At 69.7% G+C, this 16,062-nt stretch carries 12 protein-coding genes; 9 read left to right on the top strand and 3 right to left on the bottom strand.

What is annotated here, in order from left to right:
* The first annotated feature begins 290 nt into the window (after nucleotides 1-290).
* Nucleotides 291-1,214: an immunity 49 family protein gene (locus tag ACZ4N5_RS41860; protein ID WP_467762216.1), complete on the top strand. Its 924-nt coding sequence runs from the start codon at nucleotides 291-293 to the stop codon at nucleotides 1,212-1,214.
* A gap of 330 nt (nucleotides 1,215-1,544) precedes the next feature.
* Here the strand turns inward: ACZ4N5_RS41860 and ACZ4N5_RS41855 are convergent, their stop codons facing one another.
* The gene (locus ACZ4N5_RS41855; protein WP_467762215.1) at nucleotides 1,545-2,597 is read right to left on the bottom strand and encodes an HD domain-containing protein; all 1,053 of its coding nucleotides are present in this window, start codon (nucleotides 2,595-2,597) and stop codon (nucleotides 1,545-1,547) included.
* 52 nt (nucleotides 2,598-2,649) lie between these two features.
* Here ACZ4N5_RS41855 and ACZ4N5_RS41850 point away from each other — a divergent pair, with 52 nt between their 5' ends.
* The gene (locus tag ACZ4N5_RS41850; RefSeq protein ID WP_467762214.1) at nucleotides 2,650-3,498 is read left to right on the top strand and encodes a dienelactone hydrolase family protein; all 849 of its coding nucleotides are present in this window, start codon (nucleotides 2,650-2,652) and stop codon (nucleotides 3,496-3,498) included.
* Here ACZ4N5_RS41850 and ACZ4N5_RS41845 read toward each other — a convergent pair.
* Together ACZ4N5_RS41845 and ACZ4N5_RS41840 are read right to left on the bottom strand one after the other, a co-directional pair.
* Nucleotides 3,440-4,072: a glyoxalase gene (locus tag ACZ4N5_RS41845; protein WP_467762213.1), complete on the bottom strand. Its 633-nt coding sequence runs from the start codon at nucleotides 4,070-4,072 to the stop codon at nucleotides 3,440-3,442. The genes ACZ4N5_RS41850 and ACZ4N5_RS41845 overlap by 59 nt on opposite strands.
* 203 nt (nucleotides 4,073-4,275) lie before the next feature.
* Nucleotides 4,276-7,008: a hypothetical protein gene (locus tag ACZ4N5_RS41840; RefSeq protein ID WP_467762212.1), complete on the bottom strand. Its 2,733-nt coding sequence runs from the start codon at nucleotides 7,006-7,008 to the stop codon at nucleotides 4,276-4,278.
* Nucleotides 7,009-7,214: 206 nt separating this feature from the next.
* On the opposite strand from ACZ4N5_RS41840, the gene ACZ4N5_RS41835 reads away from it, so the two are divergent.
* The 7 genes from ACZ4N5_RS41835 to ACZ4N5_RS41805 all read left to right on the top strand — a co-directional run bounded on the left by ACZ4N5_RS41835 (nucleotide 7,215) and on the right by ACZ4N5_RS41805 (nucleotide 15,775).
* Entirely contained in the window at nucleotides 7,215-7,445 is a 231-nt protein-coding gene (locus ACZ4N5_RS41835) for a hypothetical protein (RefSeq protein ID WP_467762211.1), read from the top strand.
* A gap of 697 nt (nucleotides 7,446-8,142) precedes the next feature.
* On the top strand, nucleotides 8,143-9,735 hold the full coding sequence (locus tag ACZ4N5_RS41830) for an FMN-binding glutamate synthase family protein (RefSeq protein ID WP_467762210.1): 1,593 nt from the start codon (nucleotides 8,143-8,145) through the stop codon (nucleotides 9,733-9,735).
* A 47-nt stretch (nucleotides 9,736-9,782) separates the two neighbouring features.
* Nucleotides 9,783-11,510 (top strand): thiamine pyrophosphate-dependent enzyme, encoded by a 1,728-nt coding sequence (locus ACZ4N5_RS41825; protein WP_467762209.1) that lies wholly within the window; start codon nucleotides 9,783-9,785, stop codon nucleotides 11,508-11,510.
* 251 nt (nucleotides 11,511-11,761) lie between these two features.
* The gene (locus ACZ4N5_RS41820) at nucleotides 11,762-12,319 is read left to right on the top strand and encodes a DinB family protein (protein WP_467762208.1); all 558 of its coding nucleotides are present in this window, start codon (nucleotides 11,762-11,764) and stop codon (nucleotides 12,317-12,319) included.
* 96 nt (nucleotides 12,320-12,415) lie between these two features.
* Nucleotides 12,416-12,937, top strand: coding sequence for a hypothetical protein (locus ACZ4N5_RS41815; RefSeq protein ID WP_467762207.1), 522 nt, complete (start codon nucleotides 12,416-12,418; stop codon nucleotides 12,935-12,937).
* Between the two features lie 335 nt (nucleotides 12,938-13,272).
* Nucleotides 13,273-13,641 (top strand): ArsR/SmtB family transcription factor, encoded by a 369-nt coding sequence (locus ACZ4N5_RS41810; RefSeq protein ID WP_467762206.1) that lies wholly within the window; start codon nucleotides 13,273-13,275, stop codon nucleotides 13,639-13,641.
* 421 nt (nucleotides 13,642-14,062) lie between these two features.
* Nucleotides 14,063-15,775 carry an LCP family protein gene (locus ACZ4N5_RS41805; protein ID WP_467762205.1) on the top strand — a complete coding sequence of 571 codons (1,713 nt, stop codon included), beginning with the start codon at nucleotides 14,063-14,065 and terminating at the stop codon, nucleotides 15,773-15,775.
* Nucleotides 15,776-16,062: the final 287 nt, after the last annotated feature.

The following is a 16,062-nucleotide window of genomic DNA, read 5'->3' as shown; positions in this document are numbered from 1 at the left end:
CGGGGCCGGTCAGGCTGATGCCGCCCTCCGGTGAGGCCGAGCCGTGCTCTGGTGGGGCCGAGACCAGGCGTGGGCCGTCGAGGCAACCCGCGTTCAGCAGGCGCTCGCCTGGCAGCCGGTCCTTGGCGGCCTCGCGCAGTGAAGTTGAGCGTTCTCACTGAACCTTGGTCGACGGGCCTCTTTCTCACCGGAGTTGAGCGCACTGGCCAGAGCCGGGTCCTCGGACGGGCGCGGTGGCCGGCCCGCGGAGTGGGACTGCACTGTCGGTGGGCACTGCCAGGATGGCAGGCATGATGATCAAAGAAGTGACGCGTCACGCGGTCGCAGAAAAGCGGATCGAGCAGGCCCTTGAGGACATGTGGGGTCGGGCCTTTGGCCGGTGGCACGAAATGCGCCACGGCGACATGCCGCTGCGACGAGGGCTCAGGGAACTCGGCGAGGAGCTGGCCGACCACGTCGGCGCGCGCACCGTGCCCGACCCAGCCCTGCGTACGCCCGACTCACGCACCGCTCTGATCACAGCTGCGGAGTGCGCCCTGGGCGTGCTGAGCCTCGCGTGCTTCCCCGACGGCGACTTCTCGGTCCCCCTCCCGCTCGTGACGGAGACCTGCAGCAGCGAGGAGCTTCACTACGAGGAGGAGTGGGAGCCAGCCGGCCCGGTGACCACGGCACGGACCTGGACCGACGCGTTCGCGTGGGCCGTGATCAGCGGCCTGATATGGGAGCGGGACCGGGTGATTGGCCCTCTGTTGCGCGAGGACTATGCGCCCGCCATCCGTGACGGCGTTCCGTACTCGAAGCGGGAGTCGGTGTCGGACCCGGCCGACCTCGCCGAGATGGACGCCCTGTGTGGCTACCTGAATGTCGTCCAGGGGCGCCGTCCCGGCGCGCTTCCGGGGCCGGTGCCACTGGGCAAGCCGGATGCTGCCGAGCGGGCGCGTACGGCCGAACAGCTCGATGCGGCCGGGACACTGACTCCGGACCAGCGGCTGCTGCGCGTCCTGGTCGACGACGACCGTGCCGCGTTCGAGCGGGCCCTTGAGGAACGACTCGTGGCGCACCGCGAGAGCGTCGGAGCCGACCCGGCTGCCCGGAGCCTGCTTCCGGTGGGGACCGTCACGCTGGCCGCCCTCGCCTGTCTCGCGCACGGCTGGCAGTTGGGCATCCGGTCCGCCTATCTGCCCGAAGCGCTGGTGAGTGCCCCGCAGCAGTAAGCCGCTGGCGGGCCACGCCGGACACGGCCTGGCGCTGCCCGCATTCACGAACGTCTCGCCCGCCTTGGCCTACGTGCCGCGCGAGTCCTCGGAGTCCTGTGAGGCACGTACGGGAAATGGCCTGTTGCCTCACATGCCTGACCGGCCGTCACGACCCTAGGTAGCCGAGGCGCCCGCCCCCCTGCACGGGCAACGCTCAACCATTGGTGACAACGCTCGACCTTCGCTGCGACAGGTCGGCGGAGACGGGTCATGACCGCAGGTCGGCCGGCGACCGGCTCGGGGCGCAAGGCAGGGGCGACCGCTCGGTCCGCCCCTGCCTGCCGTGGATCACGACGCGTGCGTGTCCCGGCCGAACAGCCGGCCGGCGAGGTCGACGCCTGTGACCGTGCCGCCGGCGTCGCGGGAGAAGTAGCCGCGCTGCCCCTTGAGGCCGCCTTCGGTGATCACGTAGTCGTCACCGTCGCCAGGAAGGAAGCCGATGCTCGCGGCCGGGTAGTCCGGAGGCATGTCCTCGTCCGATGCCTCGCGGATCTCCGGCTTGATCCCGACCTCCAAGGTGAGACAGGTGCCGTCGGTGGCGTCGAGTTCGGCTTCGCCGCTGCTCCAGACAGTGACCTGCATGACCCGGCTCCCGGCCTCGACGGTCAGCCAAGTGCTGTTCTTCAGACGGCCGTCCGCTGGGGAGTGCCCCAGTTCGGCAGTGACCCCACGTGAGCGGAAGCCTGCCTCGTTCTCGGCGAACCATGTTGTGAGCGCGGTCGGGAGGTTCGGCGGTCGTCCGCCGCCCCCGTCTGCGGGGTAGGACATCTGAAAGGTGAGGCGTGCGTCGGCTTGGTCGCCGATGAGAGTGAGGACGCTGTCCAGGTCGAGGAACTCCTCCCAGGCCGGCCTTCCGCTCGCCACCGCCAGTCCGGCGACGACAAGGTCTTCGAGTTCGGGGACCCGTTTGTTCTTCCAGATCTTGTCGGCGAGGCTGACCAGGAGGTCTTCCATCCCGGCCTCGTTGGTGCTCCAGGCGGCGTGTGTTGCGGCGAAGCGTGCCATGCCGGAATCGACGCCTCGGTTCATGAGCAGCTCACGGCCGGCTTCCTCGTGCTGTGCGCCGGGAGAGGACAATTCGGCGGGGTGCAGGGTCTTGCCAATGTCGTGGGTGGCGGCTCCGAAGAGAACGGCTTCCGCGTTGATTCCCAGGTCGAGGTTGCGGGCGGCGATCCATTCGAGGAGCTGTCCTGCAACGTCGTGGACGGCCCGCAGATGTGCGACCAGGCGCGGCGGAGCGTCAACGCCGTGAAGCAGTTCGGCAGCTTCGATCGGCAGCGGACGGAGCGGGGGCTGGTCGGTGTCCTGGAGGGCGATCGACAGTACTCGCGAGGTCGTCACCGCGACAGGGTAGCCCTGGTCGGTCGGGGTGGGTCTTTGGTTGAGTGGTTGTGTGGGCGAGACAGTGGTGTGGGCCGACCGCCGTGTTGTGGACGGCGGTGCGGTTGTGCGGGGGTTTCATTTACGCCGGGAAGCCGACGTGGTTCCGGGGGTGCTCTGGCTGTCGCCTTCGCCCATCTCGGTGCCCCCTCCTCTGGTGCTGTTGGGGCATGGGGGCAGCGGGCACAAGAAGAGTGAACGGATCTGTGGCCTGGCTCGGTGGTTCGCGTCCCGCGCCGGTGTTGCCGTGCTCGCGATCGACGGGCCCTACCACGGCGAACGGGTACCCAGCCCGCTGTCGGCTGCGGAGTACCAGGCCCGTATGGCCGAGGACGGGATCGATGTCGTCCTCGACCGGATGACGGACGACTGGCGGGCGGCTGTGGACGCAATTGGTTCCTTGGGTGTCGCGGACACTGGCAACCTCGCCTACCTGGGGATGTCCATGGGAACCCGGTTCGGCATCCCGTTGGCGGCCGCCTTGGGCGGCCGGCTCCGTTGCGTGGTCCTCGGCAAGTTCGGCCTTCGGCAAGGACCAGGCCTGCACAAGGGCCTGGGAGCGCCGGAGCGCATCGCGGCGGACGCCCGGCGGATCACAGCCCCCGCTCTGTTCCACGTCCAGTGGCACGACGAGATCTTCCCCAGGGAGGGCCAGTTGGCTCTCTTCGATGGACTGGGGTCACAGGACAAGCAGTTGGCCGGCTACCCAGGTCCCCACGGCGAAACAAGGCCCGTCGCCGTAGACCTCTGGCGCGAATTCGCTTTCCGCCACGTTGACAGGGACAGAAGACAGGGGGCAGCGGTCAGGGGTGACTGGGTGTCAATGAGGAGGCTTCCCAGGCGAAGCCGTCCGGGTCGGTGAACGCCCCGGTGGAGCTGGTGACGGCGAGCCGGTGTGATCCGCTGCCGTCGTTGGGGACGCCGAGGTCTTTGGCCAGCCCGGGGCGCTTGTAGAGTGCGAGTTTGACCTGGTTCGGCTCGGCTGTGGCGAATTCCGCGTATTTGCCGCCGAAGCTCTTTGCGACGGTCAAGCCCTGCTCGACGTAGAACCGCTTGCTTGCTTTCACGTCCTCGACGCCGAGCAGGAGCACCGTCTCGTCGATGGTTCCCGTGGCCGGGCCGGTGTCCTTCTTCGCCGAGGTCGCGATCTTCCAGATCGTTCCGTCCGGCGCCTGTACGACGCCGCCGTACCCCCACAGGGATTTCGACACGGGCTTCAGTGATGTGGCGCCGGCCGCGAGGGCGGTCTCGATGAGGCTGGTGACGTCGCCCGGCTGGGACACGGTGAGAGCCATCGTGAATCCGCGGAAGCCGGCCGTGGGTGCCTCGGCGGCCCGCAGGCGCAGCTGGGAGCCGAGTTTGAAGGCGGTGTCGTAGAAGTTCTGGGCGGCGGCGGTGTCGTCCACCTCGAGGGTGACGGATGCGATGGAAGTCATGCAGATCACGCTAGCCGCGGCCCGGTCACGGTGGCTTCTTCAATCCTGCTCGATCCGGTCGCCGGTCGCCGGGTGATGCTGTGGAGGCGGGCGGCTGTTGCCCGCCGGGCGGCATGCTCGGCCGGCGGGCTCGACTCGACCGTTTCGTCCATGGCATCCCGCCCGCTTGGCCTGAGGGTGCTGGGCGTGGTGCCCGCACGATGTCAGGTGGCACCGCCGGGCGCGGAGATGGCGAGCAGTGCGGCGCGTACGGCGGTGCACAGTGCGTCGTCCTCCGGGACGGAGCGCCACGTTCCGTGCCTGACGGGCCGTTCGTCGGCGTCGAGCAACGCTCTCAGGACGGGCTCCGCGGGGGCGGCGTCCGCGCCGATCGCGGCCAGCAGCTTCACCGTCTCGACGACCGCCGGGTAGGCACCACCCCGTTCCACGAACGGGGTGATCGCCCGGACGAGGGCCGGGACCACCTCGTCGGTCCGGCCGGTGATCCGCCACAGTGCTTCGCCGACGCGCAGCGGCAGCCAGCCCTCCGTGTGCAGGGGGAGGAGCTCGCGCAGCCGCCCGGCGTGCGGCGCGGCTGCCGGCCCCAGCTCCGCCAGCAGTGTGGCGGCGTTGTCCTGGCCGTACGGCTCGCCCAGCTGGGGAAGGAGCAGTTTCAGCGCGGGCTCCCGGTCGCCGGTCAGCCGCCCGTAGGCGAGTGCCAGGCTGCGCGGTGCGAACGGCTGGTCCGCGGGCGGGGCGTCGAGGAGGGCGCGCAGTCGTTCGCGGGGTACGGTCTCGGCCGCGGCCGACCCGATCGCGGCGAGGGCGTCCAGTGCCCATACCGCGGCGTCGGTGTCCAGGAGGGCGATCAGGTCCGGGATCGCGGGGGCGGCCGCTCCGCCCCACGCCTGCAGCAGCCGGCAGAGCGCGCGGCGTTCGTCGAGGGTGGAGGCGGCGGTGAGCCGGGCCCGCAGCGGGGGCAGCAGCACGTCGGCGTGGGTGCCGAGCCCCGCGGCGACCTCGTTCAGGCTCAGCTCGTACGTCCACCAGCCGTCGGCGTGGACCGAGTGGTACGCGAACCCGGGCCGCGCTGTGGCCAGGCGTCGGGCCAGGGGCGGCACGCATCGCACGTCTCCGATTCGCGACAGCGCCCAGAGCGCGTGGGACCGGGTGGGCAGATCCGGTTCGCCCTCTTCCATGGCCATGGCCGACAGCGCGTCGGCCCAGGGGCGGGCGGCGTGCCCGCACATGCCAAGAACCCGGGCGGCGAAGAGCCTGTTGCCGGGCTCGGGGTCGGACAGCGAACGGGCCACGGCCGGCAGCAGCTCGGCGGCGGCTGAGCGCCGGCGGCTGAGCGCCTCGGCGGCCACCTGAAGTGCTCCCGCGCGCACGGCGGCGTCCGGGTGTCCGAGCAGTCCGCGAGTAGCCTCGGCCAGGCTGGTCCGGTCCGCTCCCAGCAGGCCGACAGCCCAGACGACCGTCGGCGCGGACGCACCGCCTCCCGGCCGCCGCCATGTGCTCGGTTCGCTGCCGCACAGGACGTCGGCCACGGTCCGCGTGTACGCGCTGTCGTCCTGCCCCGGCAGCGCGCGGCGCAGGGCCTGCACGGCGACGAGCCGTACGGAGGGCTCGGCGCCGTCCATGAGTTGCCGCAGCCAGTGAAGGGATGCGCTCCGCTGTTCACCGGCGTGAGCGGTCAGTGAGCCGGCCGAGTCGATGAGGTGGAGCCGCGCCTGTGGTTCGGGCTCCACGTCCCACCGTGCCCGCAGCGCGGCGATCACCTCGTCGGCCCGGTGGTGAGCTTCGGCGAGGGTGTCCGCGACGGCCATGCGGTTCGCCGCCACCGGATCGTCGAGCAGCGGCAGCAGGTCGGTGATCGCCCGGTCCCATGCGGCGGGCCAGCCGGAGGTGACGAAGCGGGGTTGTGCGGTGTTTCCCGCGTCGGCAAGAGAGCCGACGAGGTGGAGGAGTTCGCCGCGCACGTCCGCGGCGACGGCCGGGTCCGCGGCGGCCGCGATGATGTGGGGGAGAGCGGCCGGAGCGCAGGAGTAGACCCCGCCGCCCTGATGGTGGACGTGGGTCAGCAGATCGTCGGCAGCGGCGGCGGCCTTCGTGGGCCGGTGGAGGTCCCGAAGCATGGCGGGCACGTCCTCGGCCGTCCCGTAGGCGTGCCTGAGGGCTGTCCAGTCCACTGCTTCGAGCGGCGTGGGAGTGTCGCTCACCGGTGGCTCGCCTCGACCTGATCCGAGACCGCGAAGACGTCGTCGCAGGCCGGGCATGTGGCGTGACCGAAGAGATACGTGACCCCGCGCGACTCCCTCGTGACCCGCCTGGGTCGCTGTGTGATGCAGGCGCGCGGGCAAGGGGGCGAGGGCGGCCGGATCGGCAGGCAGCAGTGCTGCCTTGACCGGTTCGGCGGTCGCGTAGTCGCCGTCCGAGGCGAAGGTGCCATGGTCACCGAAGGCGATGAACAGCGTCGATCCGCACTGCGGGCAGTCGATCTCGTACTCCTGCTCATACAAGCCTTCAAGCAGTCCCGTGCTCCATATGCGCTCGCCCTCGAAGGCCAGGACGCATTGCAGTAGGTACACGAAGGCCACGGCGTCGTCGCCCGCCGCATCGAGGTGACGCCGGGCCACCGGGAGCAGGACAGTGATCTCCCCGGCGTAGCGTGCGCAGCGCTCGTCGTCTGCCGCCGAGGCGATGAGGCCCGCCATCAGGACGGCTTCCTGCGGTGCGCCGGGGGCGCGGCCGTCTGCGATGGCCGCCAGGTGGGGGAGGGCGAGGAAGCTGTCGTCGTAGACGCACCCCTGGTGGCACAAGTCGTTCCACAGATCGCTCCAGACCTGCCCGTCCTCCTCACCACCCAGGCGTGCGAAGGCGGCGGCGAGGTCGTCGGAGGGTTTCGCGATCACGACACCGGATCCTTCCAGGAACGGTCCCGTGCGGGAGGACATCCTCGGCAATGTGCGGGTTCCGGACCGGAGGGCATCCGGGGCCGACGTATCGGATTCCGGAGCAAATGCCCGCGTCCCCGGCGGCGGCCATGACTCCAGGGGCGCGGGCATGGCCGCCACCCGGTGCCCGAGTGTTCCGTCACAGCGGTGCGCAGCGGGCGAGCCTCGACTTGAGCCGTAATTCGAACACGTGAACTAATAGAGGTATGGAGTCCGAGCCCTTCCCTCACGATCTGGTCCAACTGCAGGTGGCCTGGTACCGCACCTACGACGCCCTCGCCGCGTCCCGCCCGGCGGCGAACACGGCGCTGCGCCGTCGTCTACTGGTGCTGTCAGCCCGGCTGTGGTGGCATCCGTTCTGGTCGGGCCCCGGCCGGATGCCGGCGGCCCGCATAGAACTGCGCAGCCGAGCCCGCGCCGTGGATGCCCAGCGGTGAACCGGCGTCCTCCCGCACCTGAACGTGCGTCCTGGTGGCTGGCACGGGACCGGCCACGTGCGGCCCGGCGCTGCCTGGCCAGCGGCGAGCCCTACCGGGCGTCCGGCCGTCGGGGTCGGCCAGTACCCTCCCGTCCCTGGATGCCCTTGTTCCGGTCCTCATCTTGTTCGGCGGCCTCGCCGCGGTCCTGGGCTTCTTGACCTGGCTGGCTGTCCGCATACGCCGCCGGGGGCTCGCCGGCGGAGCAGTGAGTGCAGCCCTGGCCTCCTACGAAGAGGCGTTCCAGGTCACCGCTCATGCCTCCCGCATGGAGATCCGGGCCCAGGCGGAACGCAAGGCGCCCCTGCTGTCGCCTGACGATCACTGGGAGCGGAGCCCGGCCGAAGCGGGTCGGGTCGGCGCGCGGGCTCGCCGGCCCGTTCATTCCCGGCCTCGCCGCTCACGGTGGGGGCTCCGCCGCTGGGCCGATCACTTCCTGCCCGGCCGCTGAGCCGCAGACCCGGAAGCCGGAGGCGCCCTACCCAGCGGGAGGCCATCGGTATCGCCTGGCCCGGCCAAGGAGTGGGCGGGCGATCCGGGTGGCGCCGACAGTGGCCGGCCGCAGCCCCGGGACCGGCGTGCGGTGAAGCCCCCCACCGTCCGGCCGGAGCACAGGGTCACTCGCCCGTTCGTGATTGACGACCGGGTTTGGGGACACATGGACGTGGTGCTGAAGATACGTCTGGTCGTTCTGCTCGGTTTGCTGGCAGCGGGTGGTCTGGTGGCCGCCGTCCTGGTCTCTCCCTGGTACTGGGGCGTGGCCGTCCTCTTGCTCCTGGCCGAGCTGGTGGCCGTCCACGACCTCGTTCAACGGCGGCATTCGGTGCTGCGCAACTACCCGTTGCTCGGGCATCTGCGCTTCGCGCTGGAGGCGCTTCGGCCGGAACTCCAGCAGTACTTCATCGAGCGCAACTTCGACGGGCGCCCTTTTGACCGCGATACCCGCAGCATCGTCTACGAACGGGCCAAGGGAACAGCCGCCGAGGAACCCTTCGGCACGGAACTCGACCTCTACCGGGCCGGCAGTGAGTACCTCACCCCGTCCATGGCCCCGCGACCGGTGCTCGACGACCCGCCCCGGGTCCGGATCGGCGGCCCCGACTGCAGGCAGCCGTACGACATGGCCCTGCTCAACGTCTCGGCGATGAGCTTCGGCTCCCTGTCGGCCAACGCGGTGCTGGCTCTCAACACAGGAGCTCGGCTGGGCGGCTTCGCCCACGACACCGGCGAGGGTGGCCTGTCCGAGTACCACCTGCGGCCCGGCGGCGATCTCGTCTGGGAGATCGGTACCGGCTACTTCGGCTGCCGGACGGACGACGGGGGCTTCGACGAGGGGCAGTTCGCCGACAAGGCGGCGCACGAGCAGGTCAAGTGTGTGTCATTGAAGATCAGCCAAGGAGCCAAGCCGGGCATCGGCGGAGTCCTGCCGGGTGCCAAGGTGAACGCGGAGATCGCGCGGGTCCGCGGCGTTCCGCAGGGGCAGACGGTCGTCTCTCCCCCCTTCCACCGTGTGTACTCCACTCCGCGTGAACTGGTCCGTTTCCTGGGCCGGATGCGCGAACTGGCCGATGGCAAACCCGTCGGGTTCAAGCTGTGCGTCGGCTCACGCCGTGAGTTCCTCGCCGTGTGCAAGGCCATGCTGGCCGAAGGCACCACGCCGGACTTCATCATCGTCGACGGCGCCGAGGGCGGAACGGGCGCGGCTCCCCTCGAGTTCGCCGACAACGTCGGACTGCCGCTCGGCGAAGGACTGATGACCGTGCACAACGCCCTCGTCGGCGTCGGTCTGCGGAACCAGATCCGCATCGCTGCCAGCGGTAAGGTCGCCACCGGCAGTGACCTGGTGAAGCGTCTGCTCCAGGGCGCTGATTACACCAACGCCGCCCGCGCCATGATGTTCGCGATCGGATGCATCCAGGCGCAGCGTTGTCACACCAACACGTGCCCGGTCGGGGTCGCCACCCAGGACGGACGACGCGGTCGTGCCGTCGACGTCGAAGACAAGTCCCGGCGTGTTCACCGCTATCAGCAGGCGACGGTGAAGAGTGCCCTCCAGATCATGGCGTCGATGGGTGTCGACGATCCGCAGGGCCTGCGCCCCCACATGCTGCTTCAGCGGGTGGACGCGCACACCGTCCTTTCCTACGCCGAACTCCATGAATGGCTCACGCCCGGACAACTGCTCGCTTCAGTCCCCGACAGTTGGGCAACCGACTGGCAGACGGCCGACCCGGACCGCTTCACCCACTGACCCGTCGCCTCGTACCAAGGGGCCTCACCGGACCGAAGGGCATTCCTGTGGCACGCACTGTCGCCCATGTGATCGTCGACGCACTCAAGGAACTGGGCGTCAGGCACGTCTTCGGAGTCGTCGGAGACGCCCTGAACCCGCTGACCGATGCCATCCGCACCACGGAGGAGCTGAGTTGGGTGGGGTGCCGGCACGAAGAGGCCGCGGCCTTCGCCGCAGGGGCCCAGTCGCAACTCTCGGGCACCCTCGGAGTGTGCATGGGAACCGTGGGACCGGGCTCGGTCCACCTCCTCAACGGTCTCTACGACGCGGCCAAGAGCCGGACGCCGGTCCTTGCGATCTGCGGTCAGGTGCCCCTCGCGGAGATCGGCAGCGAGTACTTCCAGGAAGTGGACAACGACCTGCTCTTCCGGGACGTGGCCGTCTACCGTGCCACCGTCACCTCTCCGGACCAGATGCCGCGCATGCTGGAATCGGCCGTACGCGCGGCCGTCAGCCAGGGCGGAGTGGCCGTGCTGACGGTCCCCGGTGACCTGGGGGACCAGGAACTCGGTGAGGACCGGCCGACGCGCTTCGCACTGCACCGTGCCGTCACGCGGCCCGATGACCCCGCGCTGGCCGAGGCTGCCGACCTCCTGAACAGCGCCTCCCGCGTCACCCTGCTCGTCGGCCGCGGGGCGCGTGACGCCCGCGCCGAAGTGCTCCGCACCGCCGAGCTGCTCGCCGCGCCCATGGTGCTCACCCTCAAAGCGAAGGAAGGCTTCGAGGAGGACAACGTCTTCCAGGTCGGCCAGACCGGACTCATCGGCAATCCCGCCGCCTCCCACGCGCTCGACAACGGCGATGTGCTTCTCATGCTGGGCACCGACTTCCCTTACCGCGAGTGGTATCCGAAGGACTGCAAAGTCGTGCAGATCGACGCCCGTGAGGAGCACCTGGGCCGCCGGGTCCCGGTGACCGTGGGCCTCGCCGGCGATGTCGGAGCAACGCTGCGTGGCCTGCTTCCGCTGCTGCAAGCGGCACCCGACCGTGCCCACCTGGACGACGCCCGCGAACGGTTCGCCCAGTGGCAGGAAGGACAGCGGCGGCTGGCTCGCCCCGACCACGATCGCCGCTTGACCGGGAAACTGCGCGCCGCCCTGGACAACCGCGACCATGAGATCCGTCCCGAAGCGCTGGCGGCCGCTGTGGACACGTTCGCGGACCAGGACGCCGTCTTCACCTCCGACACCGGCATGGCCACCGTCTGGCTCTCCCGCTTCGTCACCATGACCGGCACCAGGCGCCTGATCGGCTCCTACAATCTCGGCTCCATGGCCAATGCCATGCCGCAGGCCCTCGGAGCCCAGCTCTGGGCGCCGGAGCGCCAGATCGTCGCCTTCTGCGGCGACGGAGGGCTGAGCATGCTGCTGGGAGACCTCATGACGATCAGGACGTACAGGCTGCCGGTGAAACTCGTCGTCTTCGACAACCGCCGCCTCGGCATGGTCAAGCTGGAACAGGAGCAGGCGGGCCTGCCCGAGTTCGGCACGGAACTCGACAACCCCGACTTCGCCGCGGTGGCCACGGCCCTCGGCCTCACCGGAATCCGGGTCACCGACCCGGCCGAACTGCACGACAGTGTGCGTCGGGCGTTCGACACACCGGGACCGGTCGTGCTGGACGTACTGACCAACCCTGAGGAGGTGGCCGTGCCGGGCAAGCCGACCGTCGCACAGGGCTGGGGCTTCGCCCTCGCCAAGGTCAAGGAGGTCCTGTCGAGCCGAGAAAGGTGACTCACCCGGACGTCGGTCGTCCGTCCCAGTGGCGGGATGCGTCCCTGCCTCCGCATCGGCCAACTCGCCTGCTCCGGAACCCCGTTCCACCCCGAACGGCCACACGAACAAATGGCGAACAGTCAATCGAGCGATGAGTTTCCATGCGCAAGAGGGTCTTCTTTGGACGACCGCACCTGATGTGAGGTGACAGTAGGGCCTGCCCCGCCGTCAGCCCCGAAAGGTCAGCGTGCGTTCGACGAAGAAGCCTGATGACGAGTAGGAGACCCATCGTGGGCGACATCGTGGTCCAGAAGATCGTTCGGCCCCGGCGCATGATTTCAGGCCCATGGTTGGACGTGATCGCGTCGAACCTGGAGTACCACCGAGTGACCTTCTTGTGGAAGTGCGAGGGACTTTCGGACGCGGAACTGCGGCAACGGCCTTTGAAGTCTTCGGCATTGACCCTGCTCGGGCTCATGCGTCATCTGCAGGGGGTCGAGCGTGCCTGGTTCCAGCGGACGCTGGCCGGCGCAACGCCTCAGTTCTTCCCCTACCGGACCTACATCACCGCCGGCGGTGACGAGTGGTACGACGAGTCGGACCCTACGTCGGCCAGGGACGTGTACGAGGACTACTTGAAGGCATGCGAGGAATCGCGGCAGGTCTTCGCGCAGGTGACCGCCGACCCTGCGCGGATCGTGCCGAACCCGGAGTTCGGGAACACCGATGTGCGGTTCGTGCTCGAGCACGTGATCGAGGAGTACGCCCGCCACGTCGGCCACGCGGACCTCCTGCGCGAAGCCGTCGACGGTGCCACGGGGGAGTAGCACCCCGCGATTCTGAGGGGGCCGCCGGGTTGTCCGCGGCGTACTGCCGTACGTTCACCCCATGACGTACGCCATGGAACCCTTCCCGGGGCCCCGATGAGCGGCTGGTGGGGCCACCTGGAGGAGGAGACCCGCCGGGAGGTCGACGCGAATGTGCTGCGTGATCGCCGGATTATGGCGATCAAGGCCGTGTTGGAGGCCCTGCGCCCGCTCGGGCTGGGCCTGCGCGACGCTGAGCAGGTGGTGCTCGCGCGGTACGAGGCTCTCAGTGATCGTGTGCGGTACAGGCCGCCCGATCCGCTCGACGTCGCCTCACTCGCAGCGCGTGCCGCGGCGTTTCCGGGCCAGGTGGCCGCGGTGGAGGCGCTGTGGGACGGCGATACCGTCCATGACTGGTTCGTGGTGCTGGTCGCGGTCCTGGACGCCCCGGCCGGGGAACGCGGCCTGGCGATCGTTCACCATCTCCCTGGGCGTCCGCCGCCGGGCATCGCCGCCGCGGAGGCGGGCCAGGCGCTGGCCGACTCCCTCGGGGTGCCCTTCCACTTTCCTTCCCCCGATGTCCCCGACGACGAGGCCCCGCGTTGGCGCGCGGTCCGGCTTCCGCCCGGACCTCGGTGATCGCACCTGTAGTGGATCAGTGCGGCACGCAGGAACGGCGGTGCCGTCGACCAGCACTGGGGTGGTCCGGCCGGGATCCCCTTCCCGCGGTTCCCGGCCGGCTTCCCGCAGGGTGAGTAGGGGCGCAGGGGCGGCCCGGTGGGCTTGCCGACCGGTCGGCGATGGGCAAGGCCTCTTCGGCGATCATGCTGCTGAGGGCGCCGCAGCAGCCCCCGGCCGCGGGCGCGGCGCGGGGGAGTGGCGCCCGGGGTGTGCCCGCCTCGGCACGCGGAAGCCGAACACTCGGGCACCTACACTGGGCGGCGCATGCGTGAGTGCTGTGAAGTGGGCGGGAGATGGCTGTGACGCGGAGCGTCGGTGGTTTCGAGGATCCGTCCGCCGAAGTTCTTGCCGAGGCGGCCGCCACGTTCGGGTTGCTCGCCTCCTCGGCCCGGCTGCACCTGATGTGGGCGCTGTCGCAGGGCGAAAGCGATGTCACGCATCTCGCCGACCGGGTCGGCGGCGCGCTGCCTGCGGTCAGCCAGCACCTGGCCAAGCTGAAGCTCGCCGGACTCGTGAGTTCCCGCCGTGAGGGCCGACGGCAGGTCTACTACGTCGATGACCCTGACATCGTCACCGTGGTGCGGGTGATGGTCGGACAGCTGACGGCGCGTTCCCAGCCCGACCTCGCCTCCCTGCGCGAACTGCACGGGACCGGTGGCTGAGGCCACCGCCGCCTTGCGGCAGGGGCACCGCGACACCTGGTCCACCGCCCGTACGCGAACCCCTAGACGAAGTCTCACCCGGACTCTCCGCGCCCGCGCCCACTGTGCTGGAGGTGCTGCGCAGGCCGAACAGTCGACCGTGGGGCCCGACCGAGGCGCAGGCCGTGGGAGGCACCGGAGACGAGGCATCCGAAGGCCAAAGGTTCACGCGGACGCATCTTTGTTCGGGAAGGTTCCATGAGATGCCTCACCTGTGAATTGCGCGGGGATCCCTACTGTTCGGGCCATCGATTTGGTTAGATTGCGCAACTACGCAACCGAGGTAGACGCGCGCTTCGTCCACCCGTACGCCCCTGCGCACGCCCGGCCGCATCCCTGAGGGCCCGGGCCTGCCGGGCCCGACTGTTCATGGGAGTGGGAGATGAGCGACCCGTGGGACGGCTCGGGTGGCCGGGCCACGCGAAGCCGATCGTCCCAGGTGCCCGGACAGCGCACGGTGGAGTCGGACGGAGATCGTCCTCCGGGCAGCCGGGCCGCGTCCAGGGCGGCCTCCCGTTCGCGCGGCAGCGGGCGAGCGCGTCGGGCCCGTCCGGTACAGCGCGGCAGGCGGGTGCTCAGGATCGCCGGTATCTGTCTGGCACTCTTGGTGCTGGGCACGGCAGGTGTCGGCTGGTGGTTCTACCAGCACCTGAACGGCAACATCCAGAGCGTCCCCCTGGACGGCAAGGGCGGCACGGAGAAGGCGGACGCCTTCGGCCGCACCCCGATCAACCTCCTGGTGATGGGCTCGGACGGCCGCACGAGCAAGGCGGACTGCAAACTCGGCGGAGGCTGCTCTCGGACCGGCGTGCAGACCGGCAGCAACGCCGACGTGCAAATGGTGGTGCACATATCCGCCGACCGCTCCAACGCCACCGTGATGAGCATCCCCCGTGACACCATGACCCAGGTGCCGGCCTGCAAGGACAAGGAAACCGGCCAGTCAACGGCTGGCTACTACGGCCAGATCAACGGCGCGCTGCAGTACGGCCCGGCCTGCCAGGTGGCGACCGTTCACCAGCTCACCGGAATCCCCATCGACCACTTCGTCAAACTCGACTTCTCCGGCGTGGTCAAGATGTCCGACGCGGTCGGCGGTGTCTCCGTCTGTGTCAACGACAACGTGTACGACACCTACTCGCACCTGAAGCTGTCCCATGGCAGTCACACCCTCAAGGGCGTTGCCGCGCTGGAGTTCGTCCGTTCGCGGCACGGGTTCGGCGACGGCAGCGACCTGGGCCGTACCGTCTCCCAGCACATCTTCCTCAGCGCGATGATCCGTAAGTTCAAGAGCGCGGGCACGCTCACCGACCCCACGGCGGTCTACGACCTCGCTGACGCCGCCACCAAGGCGCTGACCGTGGACGACGGCCTGGGGACCGTGAAGAAGCTGATCGGGCTCGCATCCGACCTGAACAAGGTGCCGACCAAGCGCATGACTTTCACGACGATGCAGACGGCCCCCGACTCGGCCGACAGCAACCGTGTGGTGGTCGGTGCGGGCGCCAAGAGCCTGTTTGCGACGATCACCGACGACCAGTCACTGACCACCGGGTCGGGCAAGAAGTCCACGGCGGCATCCGCGACCAAGAAACCCACGGCCACCGCCTCGGCCGTACCTGCTTCCGAGGTCGCTGTGACGGTGGAGAACGGTACGGGGATCACCGGCCGCGCCTCGGCCGTCGCGACCGCACTCATCGACAAGGGCTTCAGCTCCGGCACGACCACGGCCAACGCCCCGAACCCCGCTGCCACCACGACCCTCACCTACGGCAGCGGACAGAAAGGCGAGGCCCTGACGGCCGCCAAGGTCCTGGGTCTGTCCGCCTCGCATCTGAAGCAGGGCCCAAGCAGGGGTCTGATCCTGGTGGTCGGCAGCGACTGGCCCAGCGGCACCAGCTACCCCGGTGGCTCGTCGTCGTCCGCACCGGCCGACACGAAGACCGCGGTCTCCAACGCCCACGCCTCCACCGCGGACCAGGCCAAGAAATGCGCCGAGGTCAGCCCCTACAAGACGGTCAGCCTCAATGGGGTCCCCATGACACCGGCCCAGGCGTACGCGGCGGCGCGGAACCAGCCGGACTCCGACGAGTGAAGCGGTTGACCGCCGTCGCCCAGGGCTCGTAGCCCACCGCTCGTACGGAATACCGGAGGAAGCTCGGCTCTCCCGGCGGCCGCCAGCCGAGGCATGACAAGTTGACCACCGCGAGCGGCACGCGGTCGCGGATCTCCTGACGGCGCATGCTCAGACGATCAAACGGTCCGGCACCGTCAGGTCCTCGTGGGTTTGAAGTGCTCTCCCGGCTGAAGCCGGGAGATTCCTGCTTACCTCGCGGCAGCGGGCTTGACGCGCTTCGCGCGCCTGACGACTGCCCTCCCGGC

The organism is Streptomyces sp. NPDC026500, from assembly GCF_055567635.1.
Note: the sequence above shows the minus strand (reverse complement) of the source record. Positions and strands in the feature narration are given on the sequence as shown.